Below are 23,588 nucleotides of genomic sequence, written 5' to 3' on the forward strand. Positions count from 1 at the left end.
GCCACCCTGGCCGTGGCCGGCCTGGCCGCCGGGATGACGCTGACGGCCTGCGCCGGCGCGGGCGGCGGCGGCTCGGCCGGCACCGACGGTGCCGACGAGATCACCGTGATCATGGTCGGCAACCCGCAGATGCAGGACATCGAGCAGCTGACCGAGGACACGTTCACCGCCGACACCGGCATCTCCGTGAACTACACGATCCTCCCGGAGAACGAGCTGCGCGACAAGGTCACCCAGGACGTCGCCACCCAGGCCGGGCAGTACGACGTCGTCTCCGTCGGCGCCTACGAGGTGCCGATCTGGGCCCAGAACGGCTGGCTCAAGCCGCTCGACTCCTACGTCGCCGACGACAGCGACTACGACGCCGACGACCTGCTCGAGCCGATGGTGGAGTCGCTGTCCTACGACGACGCGCTCTACGCCCTGCCGTTCTACGGCGAGTCCTCCTTCCTGATGTACCGCAAGGACGTCCTGGAGAAGGAGGGCCTGACGATGCCGGAGCGTCCCACCTGGGACGAGGTCGCGGACGTCGCGGCGAAGGTCGACGGTGCCGAGAAGGGCATGAAGGGCATCTGCCTGCGCGGCCTCCCGGGCTGGGGCGAGATGTTCGCGCCGCTGACCACGGTGGTCAACACCTTCGGCGGCACCTGGTTCACCGAGGACTGGGAGGCGCAGGTCGACAGCCCCGAGTTCACCGAGGCCGTGAACTTCTACGTGGACCTGGTCAAGAAGCACGGCGAGGCGGGCGCCTCGCAGGCCGGCTTCACCGAGTGCCTCAACGCCATGAGCCAGGGCAAGGTCGCCATGTGGTACGACGCCACCTCGGCCGCCGGCTCCCTGGAGGACCCGAGCGTCTCCGGCATCGCCGGCAACGTGGGCTACGCCTTCGCCCCGACCATGGAGACCGATTCCTCGGGCTGGCTGTGGACCTGGTCGTGGGCGATGCCCGAGACCACCCAGAACGCGGACGCCGCCGCCGAGTTCATGAAGTGGGCGACGTCCTCGGAGTACGAGCAGATCGTCGGTGAGCAGCTCGGCTGGTCCCGCGTCCCCGCCGGCAAGCGCGAGTCCACCTACTCCATCCCGGAGTACGAGGAGGCGGCCGGTGACTTCGGCCCGATCACGCTGCAGTCCATCGAGGAGGCCGACCCGATCGACCCGGGCGTGCAGCCCCGTCCGACCGTCGGCGTGCAGTTCGTCGGCATCCCGGAGTTCGCGGACCTCGGCACCAAGGTCAGCCAGGAGATCTCCGCGGTGATCGCGGGCGACGGCACCGTCGAGGACGCGCTGGCCGACGGCCAGGCCCTCGCCGAGGAAGTCGCCGCGAACTACCGCTGACGCGACCGCGTGACGTCCCTGACGCGCTGACGCCCCGACCCGGCCCGGGTGCGGTGGGAGACCCCCGCCGCACCCGGGCCGTCCCAGCCGACCCCGGCTGACTCCGGCTGAACCCGCAGTTCCACCGCCCGCGCTCCCCGGGAGGAAGCACCCATGACCAGCACCCTCGACCGCGAGGTCGAACCCACGCCCGACCAGCCGCCGGCACCGCCCGCGCGCCAGCTCTCCAGCCGTGAGCGCTGGACCCGCCGCGGCCCGCTGATGCCGGCCCTGATCTTCACCATCGTCGTCACGCAGCTGCCGTTCCTGCTGACGATCGCCATCTCCACGCTGAACTGGAACGTCCTGCGCCCGGGCGACAAGAACTTCCTCGGGATGGGGAACTTCGAGTCGTTCGCGGGCCTCGGCAACTACGCCACCGTCTTCACCGACTCCCGCCTGCGCGACGCGGTGATCAACACGATCGTGCTGACCGTCTCCGTGGTCGTCGTCTCGATGCTGCTGGGCCTGCTGCTCGCCGTCCTGCTGGACCGGAAGTTCCCGGGCCGCGGCGTGGCCCGCACCCTGCTCATCGCCCCGTTCCTGGTGATGCCGGTGGCCTCCGCGCTGATCTGGAAGCACGCGCTCTACAACCCGGACTACGGCCTGTTCAACGGCGTCCTCAACTGGGTCTGGCAGCTCTTCGGGGCCGAGGAGGGCCCGGTGATCGACTACGTGTCGGGCACCCCGATGATCGCGGTCGTCGCCGCCCTGGTGTGGCAGTGGACGCCGTTCATGATGCTGATCCTGCTCGCCGGCCTGCAGTCGCAGCCCACCGACGTGCTCGAGGCGGCCCGCCTCGACCGCGCCTCCGGCATGCAGATCTTCCGCTTCATCACGCTGCCGCACCTGCGGCGCTACATCGAGCTGTCGACGCTGCTGGGCTCCATCTACGTGCTCCAGACGTTCGACGCCATCTTCACCATCACCCAGGGCGGGCCCGGCTCGGCGACGACCAACCTGCCCTACGAGATCTACCTGACGATGTTCCGCAAGTACGAGTACGGCGAGGCCGCCGCGGCCGGCGTCGTGGTCGTCATCGGCACGATCATCGTCGCGACCTTCGCGCTGCGCACGATCTCGTCCCTGTTCACCGAGGAGCACAGCCGATGAGCACCCTGACTCCCTCCACGAGCCCGACCCTGCCCGACACCAAGGCCGCCACCCCCGGCGGTCGCAAGCCCCGCAAGGGCGCCGACCCCGAGCGTGCCGGCTGGCGCTGGGCGACCCTGGCCTGGGTCCTCACGCTGCTGTTCTTCGCCCCGGTCGGCTGGATGGTGCTCACCTCGCTGCACCGCGAGGTCGACGCGGCCACCAACCCGCCGTCCCTCTTCGCGCCGGTGAGCCTCGACAACTACCTCGCGGTCTTCGACCGGGGTGCGGGCGTCTACCTGCTCAACTCGCTGATGGCGAGCGTGATCTCCACCGTCCTGGTGCTGGCCCTGGCGGTGCCGGCGGCCTACGCCCTCTCGATCCGGCCGATCGAGAAGTGGACGGACGCGATGTTCTTCTTCCTCTCGACCAAGTTCCTGCCGCCGATCGCGGCGCTGCTGCCGATCTACCTGATCGTCAAGCAGGTCGGGATGCTCGACAACATCTACACGCTGGTCATCCTCTACACGGCGATGAACATGCCCATCGCCGTGTGGATGATGCAGAGCTTCCTGGCGGAGATCCCGAAGGAGGTGCTGGAGGCCGCGCAGGTCGACGGTGCCGGCTTCCTGCGGACGATGTGGAGCATCGTCACGCCGATGATCAGCCCCGGCCTCGCGGCCACCGCGCTGATCTGCTTCATCTTCAGCTGGAACGAGTTCATGTTCGCGGTGAACCTCACCGCCACCGTCTCGGCGACGGCTCCGGTCTTCCTGGTCGGCTTCATCTCCAGCCAGGGCCTGTTCCTGGCCAAGCTCTGCGCCGCCGCGACGCTCGTGTCCCTGCCCGTCCTCATCGCCGGCTTCGCGGCCCAGGACAAGCTGGTCCGCGGTCTGTCCCTGGGAGCCGTCAAGTGACCACCCACCTCTCGCACCAGACCCTCGACGAGGTCGCCGGGCTCGGCGTCCCCGTGCCCGGCTACGACCGCTCCGCGGTGACCACCGGCATCGTCCACGTCGGCGTGGGTGGCTTCCACCGCGCCCACCAGGCCATGTACGTCGACCGGCTGATGCAGGCCGGCGGCGCGCAGGACTGGGGCATCACCGGCGTCGGGGTGCTGCCCGGCGACGCCCGGATGGCCGAGGTCATGGCGGCCCAGGACGGCCTCTACACGCTCGTGGTCAAGCACCCGGACGGCTCCCTGGAGCCCCGCGTGATCGGCTCGATCGTGGACTACCTGCACGCCCCGTCCCGGGGCCAGGAGGTCGTCGACCTCATGGCCGCGCCGAGCACGCGGATCGTGTCGCTGACCGTCACCGAGGGCGGCTACCACGTCAACCAGGTCACCGGTGAGCTCGACGCCGAGGACGACGGTCTCCAGCACGACCTCGCGGTGCCCGTCGGGGACGCGACCCTGCCGGTGACCGCGTTCGGCTTCGTGGTGGAGGCGCTCGCGCGTCGCCGCGCCGCGGGCGTGCCGCCGTTCACCGTGATGAGCTGCGACAACATCCAGGGCAACGGCGAGGTCGCGCACAAGATGATCGCCGCCTTCGCCCGGCTCCGCGACGCCGACCTGGCGGACTGGATCGAGGCCGAGGTGGCCTTCCCGAACTCCATGGTCGACCGGATCACCCCGGTCACCACCGACGCGGACCGCGGGGCCCTGGCCGAGCGCTTCGGGGTCGAGGACGGGTGGCCGGTGGTCTGCGAGCCGTTCACGCAGTGGGCGCTGGAGGACCACTTCCCCCTGGGTCGCCCGGCCTTCGAGGAGGTCGGCGTGCAGGTCGTGGAGGACGTCGTGCCCTACGAGCTGATGAAGCTGCGGCTGCTCAACGCCTCCCACCAGGCGCTGACCTACGTCGGCTACCTGGCCGGCTACCGCTACGCCCACGAGGTCTGCACCGACCCGCTGTTCGTGGACTTCCTGCTGCGCTACATGACGAACGAGGGCACGCCCACGCTCGCGGAGGTCCCCGGGGTCGACCTGGCGGCCTACCGCCGGCAGCTGATCGAGCGCTTCGCCAACCCCGAGGTGCGCGACACCCTCGCCCGCCTGTGCGCGGAGTCCTCCGACCGGATCCCGAAGTGGCTCGTCCCGGTGATCACCGCGCGGCTCGCCGCCGGTGGGGCCGTGGACGAGGCGGCGCTCGTCGTCGCCTCGTGGGCCCGCTACGCCGAGGGCGTGGACGAGGCGGGGCAGTCGATCGACGTGGTCGACCGTCGCAAGGAGCAGGTGATGGCGCGCGCCGCCCGGCAGACCGGGCCCGACGCCGACGAGCTGGCCTTCCTGCGCGACCCGGCGCTCTTCGGCGACCTCGCCGAGGACGAGCGGTTCACCGGCCCCTACCTCGAGGCCCTGCGCAGCCTGCACGAGCACGGCGCCCGGACGACCCTGGAGGAGTGGGCCCGGCGCTGAGGAGCGGCCGCTGGCGCCCGACCCTGCATCCGGGCAGGTCAGCGGTCGGAGGACGCCCCGCACGGGCCCCGGGAGCGGGTCCGTGCGGGGCGTCGTCGCGTCCGGGGGGCATGAATTTCACTGCATTTCCGTGCCGATCCAGTGGTGGTCCAGATCGGTGGTCGTAGGGCCCGCGGGAGGCCCCGTTCGTCCGGTGGTCGGACGTCGGTGAACGACTGTCGGGACAAGGGGGCCCCTCGGTACTGGCACGTGCTACCAGTGGAAACTCCCAGGTGAGAGGTGGGTCACAGAAAGTGGGGGTCGCAGGGCCCCCGGCGACAGGCCGAGAGTCCCGGGGTCCGGTAATGGAAGGCATGGCTGAGGTATCGGACGTCGTCCTGATCGGCGGTGGCATCATGAGCGCCACCCTGGGCACGCTGCTGCGGCAGCTCGAGCCGGAGTGGGAGATCCGTGTCGTCGAGCGGCTGGACGCTGTCGCCCTCGAGAGCTCGGACGCGTGGAACAACGCGGGCACCGGCCACGCCGCCCTCTGCGAGCTCAACTACACGCCGCAGAACGCGGACGGCTCGGTCGAGATCGCCAAGGCCGTCGACGTCAACGAGCAGTTCCAGGTCTCGCGCCAGCTGTGGTCCTTCCTCGTGGAGTCCGGCAAGCTGCCCGAGCCCTCCTCCTTCATCCACCCCACCCCGCACATGAGCTTCGTGTGGGGCGCCGAGAACGTGGAGTACCTGCGCCGCCGCTACGAGGCGCTGCGCGAGCACCCGCTGTTCGTCGGCATGGAGTACAGCGAGGACCGCGCCACCATCGCCGCCTGGGCGCCCGCCCTCGTCGAGCAGCGCGACCCGTCCGAGCCCATCGCCGCCACGTGGACCGCGGCCGGCACCGACGTCGACTTCGGCTCCCTCACCCGCCACCTCACCTCGGCCATGGTCGACGGTGGCGCCACGCTCGACCTCGGCACCGAGGTCCGCTCCGTCACCCGCGGCGACGACGGGCTCTGGGAGGTCGCCTGCCGCCCCACCGACGGTGGCGAGACCGTCGTCCACCGCGCCCGCTTCGTCTTCGTCGGGGCCGGCGGCTACGCGCTCCAGCTGCTCCAGGGCTCCGGCATCCCCGAGATCAAGGGCTTCGGCGGCTTCCCCGTCTCCGGCCAGTTCCTCCGCACCACGAACCCCGAGCTGGTCGCCCAGCACCACGCCAAGGTCTACGGCAAGGCCGCCGTCGGCGCCCCGCCGATGTCGGTGCCGCACCTGGACACCCGCGTCGTCGACGGCGAGCCGTCGGTCATGTTCGGCCCCTACGCCGGCTGGTCGCCCCGCTTCCTCAAGTCCGGCTCCAACCTGGACCTGATCCGCTCCGTGCGGCCGCACAACATGTGGCCGATGGTGCAGGTGGGCCTGCGCAACCTGTCGCTGCTGGTCTACCTGGTCAAGGAGGTGCTGGCCGGGCGCCGCAAGAAGCTCTCCGAGCTGCGCAACTTCGTCCCGGCCGCGCAGGCCGACGACTGGGAGCTGATCACGGCCGGCCAGCGCGTCCAGGTCGTCAAGAACGTCCCGGGCAAGGGCGCCGTCCTGCAGTTCGGCACCGAGGTCATCACCTCCGCCGACGGGTCGATCGCCGGCCTGCTCGGCGCCTCGCCGGGTGCCTCGACCGCCGCCCCGATCATGCTGACCGTGCTCGAGCGCTGCTTCCCCGAGCAGTGGACCGGCTGGAAGCCCGCGCTGGAGGCCATGGTGCCCAGCCACGGCGAGCGTCTCTCCGAGGACCCGGCCCGCGCCCACGAGATCATGACCCGCACTGCCGAGAGCCTCGGCCTGGCGCTCCCGCCGGAGCGCGTGCGAGACGCGGTGCCTGCCTGATCCGCCTGCCTGATCCGCCGGGCCTGATCCGCCGGGCCCGAACGCGCCGAGACCCCCGGGAGCAGCTGCTCCCGGGGGTCTCGTGCGTGCCGGGGCCGGTACCCCTGGTGCCCGGCGGGGCCGACGGACGCCGCGCGTGCTCAGCCGTGCACGCGCAGCGCCTCCTCGTCGGTCATGAGTCGTGAGCGGATGAGGAACCGGACCCCGTGCGGGGCCTCCAGAGAGAAGCCGGCACCCCGGCCCTTCACGACGTCGATGGTGAGGTGGGTGTGCGACCAGTACTGGTACTGGGCCTTCGACATCCACACCGGCACGGCTCGCTCGAGCCCGACGTCCAGGTCGCCGATGTGCACGTCGGAGTCGCCGAGCATGAAGTCCCCGTCCGGGTAGCACATCGGTGCCGAGCCGTCGCAGCAGCCACCGGACTGGTGGAACATCACCGGCCCGTTGGCCTCGGTCAGCGTGCGGACCAGCTCCGCGGCCGCGTCCGTCACGTCGACCATGTCCAGCGTGCTCCGGTCAGTCATCGGTTCCTCCTCGCTCGACCACCACCACAGGTGGTTCGCCGCGCTCCGTACCTGGGTCTCGACACGGCGGTCGCGACCTCGTTCCTCGGTCGCGCGCCTCGCTCGACCACCATCACAGGTACTTCGCTCCGCTCAGTACCTGGGTCTCGACACGGCGGTCGCGACCTCGTTCCTCGGTCGCGCGCCTCGCTCGACCACCATCACAGGTACTTCGCTCCGCTCAGTACCTGTCAGAAGAACCCGAGGGCGTCGGGGGAGTAGCTGACGAGCAGGTTCTTGGTCTGCTGGTAGTGGTCGAGCATCATCTTGTGGTTCTCGCGGCCGATGCCCGACTGCTTGTAGCCGCCGAACGCGGCGTGCGCCGGGTAGGCGTGGTAGCAGTTGGTCCAGACGCGGCCGGCCTTGATCTCCTTGCCGGCGCGGAAGGCCTGGGCTCCGTCACGCGACCACACGCCGGCGCCGAGGCCGTAGAGGGTGTCGTTGGCGATCTTGAGGGCGTCCGCCTCGTCGTTGAAGGAGGTCACCGACACGACCGGGCCGAAGATCTCCTCCTGGAAGATCCGCATCGAGTTGTCGCCCTCGAAGATGGTCGGGGTGACGTAGTAGCCCTCCGCCAGGTCCCCGTCGAGCACGTTGCGCTCGCCACCGGTGAGGACCTTGGCGCCCTCGTCCTTGCCGATCTGGATGTAGGAGAGGATCTTCTCGAGCTGGTCGTTGGAGGCCTGGGCGCCGATCATCGTGTTCGTGTCCAGCGGGTTGCCCTGGATGATCTTCTCGACGCGGGTGACGGCGTCGGACATGAAGTCCGCGTACATCGACTGCTGCACGAGCGCCCGCGACGGGCAGGTGCAGACCTCGCCCTGGTTGAGGGCGAACATCGCGAAACCCTCCTGCGCCTTGTCGTAGAAGGCGTCGTTGGAGGAGGCGACCGAGTCGAAGAAGATGTTCGGGCTCTTGCCGCCCAGCTCAAGCGTCACCGGGATGATGTTCTGCGAGGCGTACTGCATGATCAGGCGGCCGGTGGTGGTCTCGCCGGTGAACGCGATCTTGGCGATGCGCGAGCTGGAGGCCAGCGGCTTGCCGGCCTCGACGCCGAAGCCGTTGACGACGTTGACGACGCCGGCCGGCAGCACGTCGGCGATCAGCTCGATGACCTTCAGGATCGACCACGGGGTCTGCTCGGCGGGCTTGAGCACCACGCAGTTGCCGGCGGCCAGGGCCGGCGCGAGCTTCCAGGTGGCCATGAGGATCGGGAAGTTCCACGGGATGATCTGACCGACGACGCCGAGGGGCTCGTGGAAGTGGTAGGCCACCGTGTCGGCGTCGATCTCGCCGATGCTGCCCTCCTGGGCGCGCAGCACGCTGGCGAAGTAGCGGAAGTGGTCGACCGCGAGCGGGATGTCGGCGGCGAGGGTCTCGCGGACCGGCTTGCCGTTCTCCCAGCACTCGGCGACGGCGATCGTCTCGAGGTTCGCCTCCATGATGTCGGCGATCTTGAGCAGGACGTTCGCGCGGTCGGTGGTGGAGGTCTTGCCCCACTTCTCGGCGGCGGCGTGGGCGGCGTCGAGCGCGGCCTCGATGTCCTCGGCCGTGCCGCGGGCGATCTCCGTGAACGGCTTGCCGTTGACCGGCGAGATGTTCTCGAAGTACTGACCCTTGACCGGGGCCACCCACTCGCCGCCGATGTAGTGGTCGTAGCGGCTCTTGACGGACACGAGGGAGTCGGGGGCTCCGGGCGCTGCGTAGACGGTCATCTTCATGCTCCTCGTACGAGTGGACGCGTCGTCGGCTGTGACGACGGTCACACACTACGACCGGTCAGGTTGCGCGGACGTTGCCGGCGATCCGCCCAGGTCAGAGGCGCCCGGTATGCGTGGGGGAGTCAGCCGAGCTCGGCGTCGAGGCGCGCGATCTGGCCCTCGATGAGCGGGAGCACCGGCGAGGTGCGCCCGACGGCGGCCCGCTGGGCGATCCACATCTCGTAGTCGTCGCGCCCCCAGGCCGAGCGGGTCCACGTGGACATCAGGTCGGGCTCGTGGCTGCGCAGCAGCGCGTGCCGCAGCGAGTGCTGGAGGGACTCGCGCAGGCGGACGACGCCCGGCGCCGTCGAGCGCAGCAGCATCGGCCCGCGGTAGGAGCGCATCGCCCCGCGCAGGTCGCCGGCCGCCAGCTGCGCCTCGACCGCCAGCCAGTCGCTGCTCACGCCGGCCGCGAGCCGGTAGGGGCGGGAGGCCAGCAGCTCGTCGCCCAGGAGGCCGCGAAGCCGGTTCAGCTCCGCGCGCAGCGTGGAGGAGGCGCCGTCGTCCTCGTAGAGCAGGACGGAGAGCTCGTCGCCGGACATGCCCTGAGGTGCCGCGGCCAGCAGCGTGAGGATCTCGCTGTGCCGGGGGCTGAGCCGCAGCGTGGAGACCGAGCCGCGTCCGTCGTCCACGGTGACGAGGGCCTCGGCACGGCCGAGGGCCTCGATCATCAGCCGCAACCCGTGCTGCGAGACCGGACGCGGCGCGGCGGCCTGCTCGCGGGCGAGCTCGGCCTCGGCGAGGCGGGCGGCGGCGCGGACCATCGCCATCGTCTGCGGCACGACCACCTGGTCGCCGCCGGTGATGTCGAGGACGCCCAGCAGCTGCGAGGTGGCCGGGTCGTGGATCGGGGTGGCCACGCACGACCACGGCTGCACCGCCGAGCGGAAGTGCTCGCGCCGCGTGACGGTGGCCGGGGCCCCGGTGGCCAGGGCCAGGCCGGGCGCGTTGGTGCCGGCGAGCCGCTCGTCCCAGTTGCTGCCCTCCACGAAGCCGATCGACTCGGCCTTGCGCAGCGTGCTCGTGCCGCCGCACAGCCACAGCAGGTTGCCGCTGGCGTCGCCGACGGCCATCACCGCGTCGCAGTCGCGGACCGCCTGGCCGAGCACGTCGTCGAGCAGCGGGAAGACCCGCGCGAGGGGGTGCGCCTCGCGCATGTCGCGCAGGTCGGAGTCGGTGATGAGGACGGGTGCCTCCACCGCGTCCGAGCGGACGCCGGCGGCGGCGGAGCGCTGCCAGGACTCGGCCACGTCGGCGCGCATGCTCTCGCCGCCCGACTGCTCCGTCATGGTCACAGTGAACATCAGGACGCGCCTCCCCGCCATGGTTGCGTGTGACCGTGGTCTCACGTTCCTGGGCCGAGGGTGCGGGCCGCGTGGTTGCACCGACGTTGCAGCCCGGGGTCGCAGGGCGTCGCCCGGGGAGGGCCTGTGGCGCCCGGGCCCGATTTCGCCCGACCTGGGCTCTCCCGTAATGTTCTCCGCGGTGGCGTGTCCGAGAGGCCGAAGGTGCATCACTCGAAATGATGTGTGGGGAAACCCACCGTGGGTTCAAATCCCACCGCCACCGCAGCACAGGAGCCCCGGACCGACCTCGGTCCGGGGCTCCTGCCGTTCCCGGGTGAGCCGGGTCTCGCAACATCTGGTGGTTCACCGGCGTTGTGCCGGGGTACCGGTCGCTGAGCCGACCCGACCTCGATCCCCCGGAGGAGCCCCCGATGCGCCCGCCCGTCGCCCCCGTCCGTCAGCGCCGCACCTCGCACCGCCCGCCCCTGGGGCGTGCGCTCGTCGGCGGCGTCGTCACCGGTGGCGTGACGGGCTACCTGCTCGCCCGTGGAGTCGGCCAGGCGCGCACCGTCGCGATGGGCGCCCTCGTGTGGGCCGCCCGCGCCAGCGTGCCCGCCCGCAGCTGAGGCTCGGCGTCGGGGCTCCCGGGGTCAGGGACAGCTAGGGGAGCGGACGGCGAAGGACGTGGGTGAGCGGAAGACCTGCTGGACCCGCTCGCCCGCCTCGTCCGTGTAGCTGACCTCGAACCCGGTGAACGCGCCGGTGAGGCCGTCCACGACGGCGCCGCCGGGGATGCGCCGCACCTGGACGAGGAACGTGCCCTCCTCGCCGGCCTCGAGGTCCAGCTGACCCGCGGACAGGTCGGTGCCTGCCGCGTAGTCGAACGGGTACCGCACGTCCTGCCTGGTCAGGACCCGCTCCCGAGTGGCCCACCGGACCGCGCCCGTGACGGGGAAGGAGAACTCCGTGGCCGGCATCCAGCGGCTGTCGGGGCTCGCGACGCCGGTGGCGTCCGCCAGCGAGACCCGCACGTCGGTCGCCGGCTCGGTCAGCTCGGTGGTGATCTCGTAGAAGCCGAGGTCGAACGGTCGGTCGCCGCCGGACAGGCACTGGGACCTTTCGGCGGGCTCCGACCAGGAGAACGCGGTGCCCTCGGCGGTGCCCTCTGCGGGGTCCGCCGTCGCGCTGCTCGGGGACGAGCCCGACGAGCCCGATGAGCCCGACGAGCCCGATGAGCCCGACGAGCCCGACGAGCCCGACGAGGAAGTCGAGGGAGTCGAGGGGGACGCGGCCGTCGTGCCGCCCGGGTCGCCGTCGGCCGTGCCGTCGCCGCTGCAGGCACTGCTGAGGACCAGGACACCGACCAGGGCCAGCGAGCCGAGCAGGCGCTTCGCGGTGGGGCGCTGCCCGGTGTGGTCGTCCGGGGAGAGGTGCGAGGTCATGGCAGCGGGTCCTGTCCGAGACGGTGGGTCCCCGATCCTCGCACGCGCGTCAGGGTGGCCGGACGGTCGGGTGCTCCGGCTCGCGAGCCCGGACGGCCGCCGGGGCGGGGACGCGTCGCGCGCCCCCGCCCCGGACGACGGCCTGCGGCTACCGGTGCTCAGCGACCGTGCGGTGCCACCACGGCACGCGCGGAGAGCTTGCCGTCGTGCAGGTCGTGGTAGGCCTGCAGCGCCTCGTCCATGGCGTAGACCTGGACGTCCGGCTCGATCTTGCCGGCGCGGTAGAGGGCGACCACCTCGTGGAGCTCCTCGATGGTGCCCCAGTAGGTGTTGGCCAGCTCGGTCTCGTAGGGCGTGGTGTAGAAGTTCCACTGGTAGTTGCCGCCGGCGATGCCGACGACGGTCACGCGGCCCTGCGAGGCGGCCACCGTCATGCCGAGCTCGATGGTCGGGCCGACGCCGACGAGGTCGAAGACGGCGTCGACGCCCTTGCCGCCGGTGATCTCGCGGATCTTCTCGGCCTGGCCCTCGCCCCCGGGCACGATGACGGCGCCGCGGGCCTCGGCGGCCTTCATCGCCTCCTCCTTGGTGTCCGTGGCGATGACGGTGGCGCCGGTCAGCGCCGTGAGGATCTGCACGGCGAGCTGACCGAGGCCGCCCAGGCCGATGACCAGCGCGAACTTGTCACCGCCGCCCAGCAGGTGCAGCGACTTCTTGATCGCGTGGTACGGCGTGAGGCCGGCGTCCGAGAGGGGCGCGGCGGCCACCGGGTCGGCCTCGCCCAGCGGCACCAGGTTGCGGGCCGGGACGACCATGTACTCGGCCATGCCGCCGTCGCGGCCCAGGCCGGTGCCCAGGTAGCGCATGCCGGCGGCGTTCTCGCAGTAGGTGTCCTGGCCGCGGGAGCAGGCCTTGCAGTGGCCGCAGCCGATCGGGCCGTAGACCAGGAAGGCGTCGCCCTTCTCGAAGCCCTCGACGCCCGGGCCCATCTCCTCGATCCAGCCGGAGTTCTCGTGGCCGAGCGTGAAGGACGGCTTCATCTGGGCCGGCCCGAAGTCCTCGGTGAACTCGCTGAAGATCGCGACGTCGGAGTGGCAGGCGCCCGCGCCGGCGACCTTGAGGAGCACCTCGCCCGGGCCGGGGGTCGGCTTCTCGACGTCCTTGAGCGTCGGGAAGGTCTTGAACTGGTCGAAGACGACAGCCTTCATCGTGGGTCACCTCGGTGTGATGTCGGGAAAGTATCTCGACATCAAACTACATCTGTCGGAGAAAAAGAGGTAGAGGCCTCTGTCCCGGATCGGCCGGACGTGCGTGCTCACCGGCGCTCCACCTGCAGGACCCGGGTGCGTGTCGCGGCCGTGCCGGTGAGGAACCCGGCCTCGCGCAGCTGCGTCAGCGCCTGCGTCACCGACGGGTGCGTCGAGGCGTCGGCCGCGCCCGCGACCCGCCCGTAGGCCTCGAAGCCGTGGTGGCCCGTGACGCCGGCGCCGCCGCCGTCCGCGACGACGGTGACGTGCCCCGGGCCCGCCGGGTTGGCGCCGCCGTCGGTCTGCGGCACCACGTCACCGGCGTTCTCGAGGCTGAGCACGAGGCTGCCCGGTGGCACGTCGGTGCCGGCCACCGGGGCGCCCAGGGTCACGGCACGGTCGAGCGCGAGCCCGGTCTCCTCGGCGTGCGCCACCAGTTGCGCGGCCACCAGCCCACCCTGGGAGTGCCCGGCGAGCAGCACCGGCTCGCCCGGCCGCACGCCGGCCTGTCGCAGGGCCTGGACGACGCCGTCGGCGTAGCCGTTGGGCAGGCCGCCGACGAGCCGCAGGTTCGTGCCCATGTCCCGGACGTCGGCGTCGGCCGTCCACGGCAGCGTGGTCATGTCGTCGGTGCCGGGCAGGTAGGCCACGTGCCGCACCGTCCCGTCGGTGGCGGTGAAGGTCTGCACCTCGAGGGTGCCGTCGTTCTCGGGGTGCGCGGGGTCGGAGAGGGCGCTCAGCTCCCCGAGGCGCGCCACGACGTCGCGCAGGTCGCCCGCGTCGCGCGAGCCCTCGCGCTCGAGGTCGGGCCGGCGGTGGACCGTCACGGGCGGGTCCGCGTAGGCGAGTCCCAGCGCTCGGGCGGCGGCGGCCGTGCCCAGCGGTCCGGGGGCGGTGGCGAAGGCGTCCTGCACGAGGCCCGGGTGTCGCGTCAGCGCGTCCGGGTCGCCCAGTGCCGTGGCCACGCCCAGCGCGCCCGCGGCCGGCACCACGCACCAGCCGAGCCGGGCGAGCAGCGACTCCTGGAGCAGCCGGGCGCCGGCGTCCGCCGTGCGCAGCAGCAGGAGCACCCGCTCGAGGGCCTCGGCGTCGGCGTCGTAGCCGGCCGCGCACGACCGGGTGGCCAGGGCCGCCTCCGCGAGTGCCGCCTCCGCCCTGGCCCCCGAGACGGGGCTGACGGCGAGGCTGCCCAGCAGGGCCGGGTGGGCAGCATCCGCCAGGGTCGCGTCGGCCAGGCCGGCCAGGGCGGCGGCCAGCCCGCGCTCGGTGGCGGCCAGGTCCTCCAGCCGGTCCCAGGTGGCCTCGAGGCCGGCGACGCCGCCGGTGACGTGCGGCTCGCTCACGCCACACCCCGCACGGCGCGCTCCACCAGCTCGCGGGCGGCGAGCAGGCTCGCCCGCAGCCGGCGCAGGTCCTCCACGTGCCGGTCGAGCACCACGGCCGCGGCCCGGTGCAGCGCCGCGCACCGCTCCAGCTCGTCCAGCCGGTCCCGGGCACGCGCCGACCAGGCGCGCTCGGCCTCGCCCGCCCACCCGGGGGCGGCCAGCCCGTCGCGCACGTGCTCGCCCTCGAGGTCGAGCACCGCGGCGCGCGAGCGCAGCGTCGCGGCGACCGCCGACAGGTCGCCGGGCAGGTCCGGCAGGGGCAGGTCCAGGGGTCCGGCCACGGGGCACCTCGTCTCCTCCGCCCGGCGTCACGGGCCCGGCCCGTCGCTCGGGTCGTGCCTCCAGGCTCCGCCGCCACGCCTCGTGGCGGCAGGGGTCGGGGCAGTGCGGGGGAGAACCCTGCTGCGGGGGGCGCCTGTGGACGACGGGTGGCTCAGGCGCGCAGGTGCGGCGCGAGCCGCCGCAGCCCCTCCTCGACGTCGGCACGGGTGCCGGCGAAGCTGAACCGCAGGAAGCGGTTGCCGTGCACCGGGTCGAAGTCGACGCCGGGCGCCACTGCGACGCCGGTGGTCTCGAGCAGGTGCCGGGCGTAGGCCAGGGAGTCGTCGGTGCGGTGGGAGACGTCGGCGTAGACGTAGAAGGCGCCGTCGGCGGGCGCCAGCCGGTCGCCGAGGCCGAGGTCGGTGAGGCCCTCGAGCAGCAGGTGCCGGTTCTCGGCGTAGCGGTGCACGTGCCCGTCCAGCTCCGCGTAGGCGTCGTCGGTGAACGCGGCCAGGCTCGCCCGCTGGGCCAGCACCGGCGGGCAGATCGTGAAGTTGCCGGTGAGCACGTCGACGGCGCGACGCAGGCCGGCGGGCACGAGCATCCAGCCGATGCGCCAGCCCGTCATCGAGAAGTACTTGGAGAAGGAGGAGAAGACCACGGCCTCGCGGGAGGTCTCCCAGGCCGTGCGAGCCAACGGCGCTCCGCCGTCCAGCGGGGCGTACTCGATGCCGTGGTAGATCTCGTCCGAGATCAGCCGCACGCCGTGCTCCTCGCACCAGGTGGCCAGCGCCGCGAGCTCCGAGGGCAGCAGCATCGTGCCGGTCGGGTTCGCGGGGCTCGCCACCACGAGGCCCTGCACCGGGCCGGCCGCCTCGAGCATCTCGACGGTCGGCTGGAAGCGGGTCTCCGGCCCGGTCGGGAGATCGACGACCTCGCAGCCCAGCGCCTGGAGGACGTTGCGGTAGCAGGGGTAGCCGGGGCTGGCCATCGCGACGCGGTCGCCGGCCTCGAAGGCGGCGAGGAAGGCGAGCAGGAAGCCGCCGGAGGAGCCGGTGGTCGCCACCACGTCGTCGGGGGAGACCTCGATGCCGTGCACCCGGGCGTGGTGGGCCGCGATGGCCTCGCGCAGCTCCAGGACGCCCACGGCCGGGGTGTAGCCGAGCGGGTCGCCCGACCGCAGCAGCCGGACCGCCTCGTCCGCCACCGCCCGGGGTGCGCCCGTGCCGGGCTGCCCCGCCACCATGTCGACCACCTCGAGACCGGCCCGGCGGCGGGCGGCGACGGCCTCGAGCACGTCCATGACGTGGAAGGGCGGGACGTTGGCGCGGGAGGCGACCTCGAAGCGGCTCACGCCCGCAGGCTACGACCGGTGGACACCCCCGTCGGTGCCGCACCCGCGCTGGCTAGGATCGGACCCCGTAGCCGAGACCGCCAGGGGTGCCCCGTGAGCCTCGACGTCCACCAGCTCGACAGCTTCCTGCTCGTCGGGTCGGCCGTGACGCTCCTGGCCATCCTCGCGGTGCGGGTCTCCTCCCGCGTCGGGCTGCCCTCGCTGCTGCTCTACCTGCTCATGGGCGTCGCCCTGGGCGAGTCCGGGCTGGGCATCCAGTTCGAGGACGCCTCCGCGGCCCACGCCCTCGGCTTCGCCGCGCTGGCGGTGATCCTGGCCGAGGGCGGTCTCACCACCGGCTGGCGCGACCTGCGCGGCTCGCTGCGGATCGGCGTCTCGCTGGCCACCGTCGGCATCGGTGTCTCGGTGACGATCATGGCGCTGGCCGGGCACTACGTGCTGGGGCTGTCGTGGCCCGTGGCGATCCTGCTGGGCGCGGTCTGCTCGCCGACCGACGCCGCCGCGGTGTTCTCGGTGCTGCGCGTCGTGCCGCTGCCGCGCCGCCTGACCGGTGCGCTGGAGGCCGAGTCCGGCCTCAACGACGCCCCCACGGTCGTGCTGGTCACGCTCGTCTCCACCGGCGCCGTGGGTGACCACCACCCGCTGGTGGTGGGGCTGATCATCCTCGCCGAGCTCGTCGGTGGCGGGCTCGTCGGCTTCCTCGTCGGACGTGGCGGGGCGCTGCTCATGCGCCGCGTCGCCCTGCCCACGGCCGGCCTGTACCCGCTGGCCGTGATCACGCTGACCTTCCTGGCCTACGGGCTGGCCGCCGGCGTCCACACCAGCGGGTTCGCGGCGATCTACGTGGCCGCGCTGGTGCTCGGCAACTCCGAGCTGCCGCACCGCGGCGCCACCCGCTCGTTCGCCGAGGGCATCGCCTGGCTCTCCCAGATCGGGCTGTTCGTGATGCTCGGCCTGCTGCTCTCGCCGAGCCGGGTCACCCTCAACGAGGTGCTGCTGGGGCTGGCGGCCGGGCTGATCCTCACGCTGGTGGCCAGGCCGGTCTCCGTGGCGGTCAGCTCGCTGGCGCAACCGATGCGCCCCCGCGACCTGGCCTTCCTGTCCTGGGCCGGGCTGCGCGGTGCCGTGCCCGTCGTCCTCACCACCATCCCGCTGGCCGAGGGGGTGGGTGGCTCGGAGCGGCTCTTCGACCTCGTCTTCGTGATGGTGGTCGTCTACACGGCACTGACCGGCCCGACGCTCCCGTTCGTGGCCCGGGTGCTCGGCGTCGCGCTCACGGAGCGGCACCGCGACCTGGAGCTGGAGGCGGCGCCGCTGGAGCGGCTGGCCGCGGACCTGCTGCAGGTGACCATCGCGGACACCTCGCGGATGCACGGCGTGGAGGTGGCCGAGCTGCGGCTGCCCGTGGGGGCCTCGGTCTCGCTCATCATCCGGGGGGACCAGATGGTCGTCCCCGAGCCGCGGACCGTGCTGCGGCACGGCGACCACCTGCTGCTGGTCACCCCGCGCGCGGTGCGCGAGGACGTGGAGCGCCGGCTGCGGCAGGTCAGCCGCGGCGGTCGCCTGGCGCGCTGGCTGCGGGAGGACGCGCGGCGGACGCCCGAACGCGACTGAGGCAGCGCTACCCAGGCAGTGCTACCGAGGAGCGCGACTGATCAGGAGGCGGCCGGCTGGCAGAGCGTGCCGGCGCGGGTGGCCTTGACCGCCTCGCGGCCGGTCGCCAGGTCGGTGAAGCCGTCACCCAGGACGACGGTGAGCGTGTCGACGTCGCGCTTGCGCACCTTCGTGCCCTTCGGCATCGAGCTCATCAGCATCTGGATGCCCGGGCCGCGGCGGGTCGGGGCCCACACCTGGACGCGGTTGACCTCGGTCTCGCTGTTGCCGGTCTCGACCCCGACGAAGCCGCGCGAGGTGAGCTGCTCCATCACGGTCGAGGCGAGGTTGGCGCGGTTGCCGCTGTTGAGCACGACCACCTCGACCATGTCGGGGGTGACCCGGTCGCCGCGGGCGATCTCCAGGGGCGCGCAGGTGCCCTCGTCGGCCGACGCGTCCTCGTCGAACGGGGTGGTCAGCGAGGACCAGCCCCACCACGCGCCGACGGCGAGGACGCCTGCCAGCACGAGCAGCGTGAGCGTGGTCTTGAGGGCCTGCGGCACGTGGATCATGCGGGGATCGTCGTCTCCTCGCCGATGGCGTGCACCCGCGCGTGCAGCACCGACCGTTGCTGGAGCGCGGCCCGCAGAGCGCGGTGCAGGCCGTCCTCGAGGTACATGTCGCCGCGCCACAGCACCACGTGGGCGAACAGGTCGCCGTAGAAGGTGGAGTCCTCGTCGAGGAGGGCAGCCAGCTGCAGGGTGTCCTTCGTGGTGACGAGCTGGTCCAGCCGCACCTGCCGCGGGGGCAGCGCCGCCCAGTCACGGGTGGCGAGCCCGTGCTCGGGGTAGGGACGACCGTCCCCCACGCGCTTGAAGATCACGGGGTGAGTCTAGGCAGTCCCGGCGCGACCGTCGGGGTGGTGGCGCCCCGGTGTCACCGGACCGTGACCTGGGCGCACGCCGCCGGGGGCCGTGGCCGCGGCGCTCAGGCGCTCCAGCGGACGGAAGCGCTGACGAAGTCGGCGAGCGCGTTGACGCCGCGCAGGTCCTCCCGCTGCTCCAGCAGCTCGGCCAGTCGCTGGGAGTGCCGCAGGCGGAGGTTCTCGCGCTGGTCGGCGAGCCGGTCGAGCCGGGCGTCGTCGGTGGTGAGCAGTGGACGCGTCTCGGCGGTCGCGGTCATGACGGGCTCCTCGAGGTGGGGGGTGGAGTCAGGTCCACTGTGCGAGCCGCGTGTAAGCGTGGCGTTGACGCGGTGTTACAGCGAGGTTGTCCGGTCTGTGACGCTCGCTGCAGTCTTCTGTCCCGGGTCGGTCCGGCCCGGCAGGAGAAACGACTGTCTCCGGCGTTTCAGCCGGCCGTCGTGCCCGGGGGTGACCAGCCGACCTGGACGGTCCGCACCCCGGCGTCCCGGGTGACGAGGCGGCCCCGCCCCGGCACGCCCCGCTCGGGGCGGGTGCTGCCGAGCAGGGGACCCTCGGCCGGGTCGGCGGAGAGCAGCAGGCCGGGGGAGGCCAGGTCGCGCAGCGTCGCCAGCACCGGGCCGCCCAGGGCGCGGGCGGCCCCACCGGAGCGGCGGGCGACCGCGACCCGCAGCCCCACGTCGCGGGCCTGCGGCAGCAGCGGCAGCAGCGGGGTGAGCGGCGACCCGCCGGCCTCCAGCAGGTCGTGGTCGTCGACGAGCACCAGCACCTCCGCGCCGCGCCACCAGTCCCGGGCCCGCAGCCGGGCGGGGTCGACGTCCGGCCCCGGCACCCGGCGGGCCAGGTACGTGGCGAGGTCGGCGACGGCGGCCCGGGCGCGGTCCGGCGTGCTCACGTGGTCCAGGAGGTGCTCGCGCGGCAGGTCGCCCAGCAGGCTGCGGCGCGGGTCCAGCGCCAGCACCTTCAGCCCGCCCTCGGGAGCGTCGCCCGGCGTGGAGGCGGCCAGTGCGGACGTGGCCAGCGCGGAGGTGGCCAGGGACCGCAGCACCGTCGTGCGGCCCGAGCCCTGCTCACCGAGCACCAGCAGGTGCGGCTCCGTCACCGGGTCCAGCGCGACCACCTCGTCCTCGCGCTCCTCCAGCGCCAGGACGACGGCGCCGCCGGTCCCCGCCGGGGTGCCGTGCCGGGCACGCAGGTCGGCGAGGTCGACGCGGGCGGGGAGCACCCGCAGCGGCGGAGCGACGCGCCCGGGCCAGCGCGCGTGCGCCGCCGCGGTCAGCCGTGCGACCTCCGCCTCCGCACCGCCCAGGGGGCGGGCCGGGTCGTCGGGCACGGCGGTCAGGAGGGCGTGGCCGCCCACGGGACGCCCCGGCGCGACCTGCCCGGGGGCAGTGCCGTGACCGGGCCGGTGCCGGGGCACCCGCGCGGCGGTCCGACGGTCGACCTCGGACTCGACCGGGTCTCCCAGGCGCAGCTCGACCCGCTCGGCGAACAGCTCGCGCAGGCCGGGCCGCAGCTGCGCCCACCGGGTCGCGCCCAGCGCGAGGTGCAGGCCGGCGGGCAGCCCGCGCGCGGCCAGCCGGGCCAGCCGGGCGCCGGCGTCGTCGTGGGCGGCCAGGAGGGCGGCAGCGTCGTCGACCACGAGCAGGGTGTGGGCGCCGTGCGGGTCCGCGGGGGCGTCCAGGCCCTGCTCGCGCCGCTCGATGGTGCGCTCGAGGTCGTCCAGGAGCCGCCGCACCAGAGTGGGGTCCTGCCCGTCGAGCCGGGAGGCGACGTGGGGCAGCCCCGCCAGCGGCGCCAGCGCGCCGGTGGGGTCGAGCAGGTGGACGTGCAGCCGGTCGGGCCCGAGCCGGTCGGCCAGCGTGAGCACGGTGCTCGCCAGCGCCGTGCTGCGGCCAGTCCGCGGCGCGCCGACCACCGCGAGGTGGCCCAGGCCGAGCCGGACCCGGAGCACGTCGTGGCGCTGCTCGCGAGGCAGGTCGACCAGGCCGAGCGGCAGGTCCCAGGCGTCCGCGGTGCGGTGGGGCTGCAGGTCACGCAGTGTGGGCGGTTCCTCCAGCGGCGGCAGCCAGACCCGGTGCGCGGGCCGCTCGTGCCCCGGGACGGGGCGGGCCAGCCGCTGCGCGGTGGTGCTGAGCAGGGAGGGGCCGTCGTGGGTCACCGCGGCCTGCGACGGGGTCTCCTCCAGGCCGCGGACGCGGTCGTCCACCGGGCCCTGCTCCTGCCGGGGGGCGGCGGGGGCCGGCCCCGAGACGTGGGCGGCGCGGAAGCGCAGCGGCGGGCCGGCGTTCGCCTGGAGCAGGCCCTCGCCGGGACGGCGGGGCAGCCGGCCGGCGTCCGGGACCCCGAGCACGGTGCGCGACTCGGCCTCGGTGAAGGTGCGCAGCGCGACCCGGTAGGACAGGTGCGCCTCGAGCCCCCGCAGCCGACCCTCCTCCAGCCGCTGGGAGGCCAGCAGGAGGTGGACGCCCAGGGAGCGGCCGAGCCGCCCGATCGCCCCGAACGTCTCCACCATCTCCGGGCGGGCGCCGAGCAGCTCGGAGAACTCGTCCACGACCACGAGCAGGCTGGGCAGCGGCTCGGTGGTCGGGTCGTCCTGGCGTGCCCGCGCCTGCTCGTAGGCCTCGCGGGAGTCGTGCCCGGAGGCGCGCAGCACCTCCTGCCGGTGGGTGAGCTCGCCGGCGAGGGCGTCGGCCATCCGGTCCACCAGCGCCAGCTCGCCGGCGAGGTTGGTGACGTGGGCGGCCACGTGGGGCAGGTGCTCGATGCCGGCGAAGGTGGCGCCGCCCTTGAAGTCGACCAGCACCAGCTGGAGGTCGCGCGGGGAGTGCCCCGCCACCAGCGCCAGGGCCAGGCTGCGCAGCAGCTCGGACTTGCCGGAGCCGGTGGCACCGACCACCAGGCCGTGCGGGCCGGAGCCGCCCAGCGCGGACTCCTTGAGGTCGAGCAGCACGGGCTCGCCGGCGAGGTCGCGGCCCAGCGGCACGCGCAGGCGCTCGGCCGCCGGGCGGGGGGCCCAGCCCGCCGGGACCTCTGCTCCGTCCTCTGCTCTGTCCTCTGCTCCGTCGTCCGCCCCCTCGCCCGCTCCGAGCGGCGTCAGCCCCAGCAGCGCGGCGTCGCCACCCGTCGGCGCAGCGCCGCCGTACCGGGCCAGCCGGCGTGCCGTGGTGGCGGCCAGGTCGCGCGGGAGCACGTCGGGGCGTCCGGCCTCCGGGGGCGGGGCGGCGTCGTCGTCGACGACCAGGACGGTGGTGCGCCCGTCGCCGTCACCAGTCGGGACGGCTTCTCCGGCCGGCACGACGAGCAGGCGGTGCGCCTCGCCCCCGTCGTCCTCGGCCACCGCCGGCGCGGTGACGTGGTGGGGGAGCCAGGGGACCCACGACCACGAGCGCCGCGCGGCCGGGGCACCGTGCACGGCGACCGACAGGCTCGCGGGCGCCAGCTGCCAGGCGGCCTGGCAGACCAGGGCGCGGGCCACCGGAGCGGGCAGCGTCAGCCGCGCGTGCGCGCGCAGGTCCACCAGGGCGGGCCCCGGCCGCTGCGACCACGCCGCGACCAGGCGCTCGGCCGCCCGGGCGAGTGCCGGGTCGGCCTCCTCCTCGGCGCCCGGAGGGGCCAGTGCGGGCTCGGCCAGCGTCGTCGCGCCGAGTCGCACCAGCAACGGCGCCCCCTCCGGGACGAGGCGGGCCCGCGGTGGCCGCAGGGCGAGCAGCTCCGCGGGCGGGTGCGCCGCCTCGTCCGGGTGCGGGCCGCGGGCCACGAGTGCCGCCCGTACCTCCTCGAGGTGCCGCAGGTAGGAGGCGCGGCTGCGACGCAACGCCTCGCGCCGCTGCCCCCGCTGCCGCTCGAGGGCGACGACCCCGTAGGTCAGGGACGCCACGAGGAGCGCGCCACCGGCCAGGAGGGCGCGGGCACCGCCGGTGGGGCTCAGCGCCATCATCACCGCCACCGAGCCGAGGCTGCCGACGAGCGGGACCAGGGCGGTGGCCGCCGCGCCGGACTCGGCGCGCGGCAGGCTCGGCACGGGGAGCAGGGCGACGTCGGCGCTGGTGGTAGCAGGGCCTCGATCGCGGCGCAGGTCGGTCGTGGACATGCCGTACCGGATGCCCCTGCCCGAGCCGGAGAAACGCCCGCCCGGCGATCTGTGGACAACCGCGGGACCGTGCCGGACGCCGGCCTGTGGAGAACTCCGCGAGCCGTTTTCCGCGGGTCCCCGGGGGTAGCCAGACGGACGTCCCGGCACGCCGTCGGGGCGTCGGCGGGCCGCTCGGGCCGGCCGGCACCGAGAGAAGGGAGCACGCTCATGGCAGCTGACTACGGACAGGGAGCCGGCGCACTCGGACGCGCCGCGTCGCTGGTGTCCCAGGCCCGCACCGACCTCGACCAGGTGGGCCGTCGACTCGAGGGCGACGTCGCGAACCTGCGCGCCGGCTGGGGCGGGCAGGGCGCGGCCGCGTTCTCCGCCCTGGCCGCCGCGTGGGACGCCCGGCAGCGGCAGGTGGTGGCGGTGCTCGACCGCTTCGAGGCCGACCTGCGCACCACCGAGCAGGACAACACCGCCACCGACGACGCGCAGCAGGGCGCCATGGCACGGCTCCAGTCCGCGCTCGGCGCGCTGCCGTGAGGCCTGGCCGCGCCACGGCCACCACCCGCACCCACCACACCCCCGCACCCCACTGACAGAAGGAGCACCCATGAACGACCTCGACGGCATCCGCGTCGACCACGCCCGGCTCGAGGGCGGTAGCCAGGACCTCGCCCGCGCGGTCCGCGACATCCAGTCCCGCCTCGCCCAGCTCGACGGCGACCTCGCCGCCCTGCGGGGCGCCTGGGTCGGCTCGGCCCGCACCGCCTACGACACGGCCAAGGCCGGGTGGGACGAGCAGGTGGCCGGCATGCACGACCTCCTCGCCCGCACCTCCGGCGCCGTGGCGCAGGCCAACGAGGACTACCGCGCCGCCGACCTGCGGGGCGCGGCGCTCTTCGGTGCCTGACCCGACCGCCTGACCTGCCGCCTGACCCGACCGC

21 protein-coding genes and 1 tRNA gene are annotated in these 23,588 nt (G+C 73.6%); 10 read left to right on the forward strand and 12 right to left on the reverse strand.

From position 1 onward, the window contains the following. The 5 genes from M8316_RS18505 to M8316_RS18525 all read left to right on the forward strand — a co-directional run. A partial coding sequence (locus tag M8316_RS18505) for an ABC transporter substrate-binding protein (protein ID WP_308196054.1) occupies window positions 1-1,338 on the forward strand: 1,338 nt, incomplete at its 5' end. A gap of 153 nt (window positions 1,339-1,491) precedes the next feature. Continuing rightward, on the forward strand, window positions 1,492-2,490 hold the full coding sequence (locus M8316_RS18510; protein WP_250053824.1) for a carbohydrate ABC transporter permease: 999 nt from the start codon (window positions 1,492-1,494) through the stop codon (window positions 2,488-2,490). Further along, entirely contained in the window at window positions 2,487-3,386 is a 900-nt protein-coding gene (locus tag M8316_RS18515; RefSeq protein ID WP_250053826.1) for a carbohydrate ABC transporter permease, read from the forward strand. The genes M8316_RS18510 and M8316_RS18515 overlap by 4 nt, the downstream gene beginning before the upstream one ends. Then, window positions 3,383-4,885 (forward strand): mannitol dehydrogenase family protein, encoded by a 1,503-nt coding sequence (locus M8316_RS18520; protein WP_250053828.1) that lies wholly within the window; start codon window positions 3,383-3,385, stop codon window positions 4,883-4,885. Before M8316_RS18515 ends, M8316_RS18520 begins: the two co-directional genes overlap by 4 nt. 353 nt (window positions 4,886-5,238) lie before the next feature. Beyond that, entirely contained in the window at window positions 5,239-6,744 is a 1,506-nt protein-coding gene (locus M8316_RS18525) for a malate:quinone oxidoreductase (RefSeq protein ID WP_250053830.1), read from the forward strand. A 140-nt stretch (window positions 6,745-6,884) separates the two neighbouring features. Here M8316_RS18525 and M8316_RS18530 read toward each other — a convergent pair whose 3' ends face one another. The 3 genes from M8316_RS18530 to M8316_RS18540 form a co-directional block, all read right to left on the reverse strand. Then, the gene (locus M8316_RS18530) at window positions 6,885-7,271 is read right to left on the reverse strand and encodes a DUF779 domain-containing protein (protein ID WP_250053832.1); all 387 of its coding nucleotides are present in this window, start codon (window positions 7,269-7,271) and stop codon (window positions 6,885-6,887) included. 230 nt (window positions 7,272-7,501) lie between these two features. After that, a complete protein-coding gene (gene exaC / locus M8316_RS18535) occupies window positions 7,502-9,025 on the reverse strand; it encodes an acetaldehyde dehydrogenase ExaC (RefSeq protein ID WP_250053834.1) in 1,524 nt (507 codons plus the stop codon). 128 nt (window positions 9,026-9,153) lie between these two features. Further along, the gene (locus M8316_RS18540) at window positions 9,154-10,359 is read right to left on the reverse strand and encodes a GAF domain-containing protein (RefSeq protein ID WP_250053836.1); all 1,206 of its coding nucleotides are present in this window, start codon (window positions 10,357-10,359) and stop codon (window positions 9,154-9,156) included. 195 nt (window positions 10,360-10,554) lie between these two features. On the opposite strand from M8316_RS18540, the gene M8316_RS18545 reads away from it, so the two are divergent. Together M8316_RS18545 and M8316_RS18550 are read left to right on the forward strand one after the other, a co-directional pair. Further along, window positions 10,555-10,639, forward strand: a tRNA-Ser gene (locus M8316_RS18545). A gap of 148 nt (window positions 10,640-10,787) precedes the next feature. Next, on the forward strand, window positions 10,788-10,982 hold the full coding sequence (locus tag M8316_RS18550) for a hypothetical protein (protein ID WP_250053838.1): 195 nt from the start codon (window positions 10,788-10,790) through the stop codon (window positions 10,980-10,982). A 24-nt stretch (window positions 10,983-11,006) separates the two neighbouring features. On the opposite strand, the gene M8316_RS18555 is transcribed toward M8316_RS18550, so the two are convergent. The 5 genes from M8316_RS18555 to M8316_RS18575 all read right to left on the reverse strand — a co-directional run bounded on the left by M8316_RS18555 (window position 11,007) and on the right by M8316_RS18575 (window position 16,045). Continuing rightward, window positions 11,007-11,798 (reverse strand): hypothetical protein, encoded by a 792-nt coding sequence (locus M8316_RS18555; protein ID WP_250053840.1) that lies wholly within the window; start codon window positions 11,796-11,798, stop codon window positions 11,007-11,009. Window positions 11,799-11,956: 158 nt separating this feature from the next. Beyond that, window positions 11,957-13,006 carry an NAD(P)-dependent alcohol dehydrogenase gene (locus M8316_RS18560; RefSeq protein ID WP_250053844.1) on the reverse strand — a complete coding sequence of 350 codons (1,050 nt, stop codon included), beginning with the start codon at window positions 13,004-13,006 and terminating at the stop codon, window positions 11,957-11,959. Window positions 13,007-13,113: 107 nt separating this feature from the next. Continuing rightward, entirely contained in the window at window positions 13,114-14,388 is a 1,275-nt protein-coding gene (locus M8316_RS18565; RefSeq protein ID WP_250053846.1) for an alpha/beta fold hydrolase, read from the reverse strand. Continuing rightward, on the reverse strand, window positions 14,385-14,711 hold the full coding sequence (locus M8316_RS18570) for a hypothetical protein (protein WP_250053848.1): 327 nt from the start codon (window positions 14,709-14,711) through the stop codon (window positions 14,385-14,387). Before M8316_RS18570 ends, M8316_RS18565 begins: the two co-directional genes overlap by 4 nt. Window positions 14,712-14,863: 152 nt before the next feature. Further along, complete coding sequence (locus M8316_RS18575; RefSeq protein ID WP_250053850.1) at window positions 14,864-16,045, reverse strand: pyridoxal phosphate-dependent aminotransferase; 1,182 nt, start codon at window positions 16,043-16,045, stop codon at window positions 14,864-14,866. A 93-nt stretch (window positions 16,046-16,138) separates the two neighbouring features. On the opposite strand from M8316_RS18575, the gene M8316_RS18580 reads away from it, so the two are divergent. After that, entirely contained in the window at window positions 16,139-17,659 is a 1,521-nt protein-coding gene (locus M8316_RS18580; protein ID WP_250053852.1) for a potassium/proton antiporter, read from the forward strand. 41 nt (window positions 17,660-17,700) lie between these two features. On the opposite strand, the gene M8316_RS18585 is transcribed toward M8316_RS18580, so the two are convergent. The 4 genes from M8316_RS18585 to eccCb form a co-directional block, all read right to left on the reverse strand. After that, window positions 17,701-18,210: a LytR C-terminal domain-containing protein gene (locus M8316_RS18585; protein ID WP_250053854.1), complete on the reverse strand. Its 510-nt coding sequence runs from the start codon at window positions 18,208-18,210 to the stop codon at window positions 17,701-17,703. Further along, window positions 18,207-18,521, reverse strand: coding sequence for a type II toxin-antitoxin system VapB family antitoxin (locus tag M8316_RS18590; RefSeq protein ID WP_250053856.1), 315 nt, complete (start codon window positions 18,519-18,521; stop codon window positions 18,207-18,209). The genes M8316_RS18585 and M8316_RS18590 overlap by 4 nt, the downstream gene beginning before the upstream one ends. Before the next feature lie 104 nt (window positions 18,522-18,625). Next, window positions 18,626-18,820: a hypothetical protein gene (locus M8316_RS18595; RefSeq protein WP_250053858.1), complete on the reverse strand. Its 195-nt coding sequence runs from the start codon at window positions 18,818-18,820 to the stop codon at window positions 18,626-18,628. Window positions 18,821-18,987: 167 nt separating this feature from the next. Further along, entirely contained in the window at window positions 18,988-22,653 is a 3,666-nt protein-coding gene (gene eccCb, locus M8316_RS18600; protein WP_250053860.1) for a type VII secretion protein EccCb, read from the reverse strand. Between the two features lie 210 nt (window positions 22,654-22,863). Here eccCb and M8316_RS18605 point away from each other — a divergent pair, with 210 nt between their 5' ends. Together M8316_RS18605 and M8316_RS18610 are read left to right on the forward strand one after the other, a co-directional pair. Further along, window positions 22,864-23,184 carry a WXG100 family type VII secretion target gene (locus M8316_RS18605; RefSeq protein WP_250053862.1) on the forward strand — a complete coding sequence of 107 codons (321 nt, stop codon included), beginning with the start codon at window positions 22,864-22,866 and terminating at the stop codon, window positions 23,182-23,184. Window positions 23,185-23,254: 70 nt separating this feature from the next. After that, on the forward strand, window positions 23,255-23,554 hold the full coding sequence (locus M8316_RS18610) for a WXG100 family type VII secretion target (protein WP_250053864.1): 300 nt from the start codon (window positions 23,255-23,257) through the stop codon (window positions 23,552-23,554). Window positions 23,555-23,588 lie beyond the last annotated feature (34 nt).

Origin of the sequence: Nocardioides bruguierae (assembly GCF_023554635.1) — a bacterium.
In the GTDB taxonomy this organism is placed as follows: Bacteria; Actinomycetota; Actinomycetes; order Propionibacteriales; family Nocardioidaceae; genus Nocardioides; species Nocardioides bruguierae.

Bases quoted from the DNA above. Each gene is read 5' to 3' on its own strand.
- M8316_RS18510 (WP_250053824.1), top strand. From the start codon at position 1,492: ATGACCAGCACCCTCGACCGCGAGGTCGAACCCACGCCCGACCAGCCG.
- M8316_RS18515 (WP_250053826.1), top strand. From the start codon at position 2,487: ATGAGCACCCTGACTCCCTCCACGAGCCCGACCCTGCCCGACACCAAG.
- M8316_RS18525 (WP_250053830.1), top strand. From the start codon at position 5,239: ATGGCTGAGGTATCGGACGTCGTCCTGATCGGCGGTGGCATCATGAGC.
- M8316_RS18530 (WP_250053832.1), bottom strand. From the start codon at position 7,271: ATGACTGACCGGAGCACGCTGGACATGGTCGACGTGACGGACGCGGCC.
- exaC (WP_250053834.1), bottom strand. From the start codon at position 9,025: ATGACCGTCTACGCAGCGCCCGGAGCCCCCGACTCCCTCGTGTCCGTC.
- M8316_RS18540 (WP_250053836.1), bottom strand. From the start codon at position 10,359: ATGACGGAGCAGTCGGGCGGCGAGAGCATGCGCGCCGACGTGGCCGAG.
- M8316_RS18550 (WP_250053838.1), top strand. From the start codon at position 10,788: ATGCGCCCGCCCGTCGCCCCCGTCCGTCAGCGCCGCACCTCGCACCGC.
- M8316_RS18555 (WP_250053840.1), bottom strand. From the start codon at position 11,798: ATGACCTCGCACCTCTCCCCGGACGACCACACCGGGCAGCGCCCCACC.
- M8316_RS18560 (WP_250053844.1), bottom strand. From the start codon at position 13,006: ATGAAGGCTGTCGTCTTCGACCAGTTCAAGACCTTCCCGACGCTCAAG.
- M8316_RS18585 (WP_250053854.1), bottom strand. From the start codon at position 18,210: ATGATCCACGTGCCGCAGGCCCTCAAGACCACGCTCACGCTGCTCGTG.
- M8316_RS18595 (WP_250053858.1), bottom strand. From the start codon at position 18,820: ATGACCGCGACCGCCGAGACGCGTCCACTGCTCACCACCGACGACGCC.
- eccCb (WP_250053860.1), bottom strand. From the start codon at position 22,653: ATGTCCACGACCGACCTGCGCCGCGATCGAGGCCCTGCTACCACCAGC.
- M8316_RS18605 (WP_250053862.1), top strand. From the start codon at position 22,864: ATGGCAGCTGACTACGGACAGGGAGCCGGCGCACTCGGACGCGCCGCG.
- M8316_RS18610 (WP_250053864.1), top strand. From the start codon at position 23,255: ATGAACGACCTCGACGGCATCCGCGTCGACCACGCCCGGCTCGAGGGC.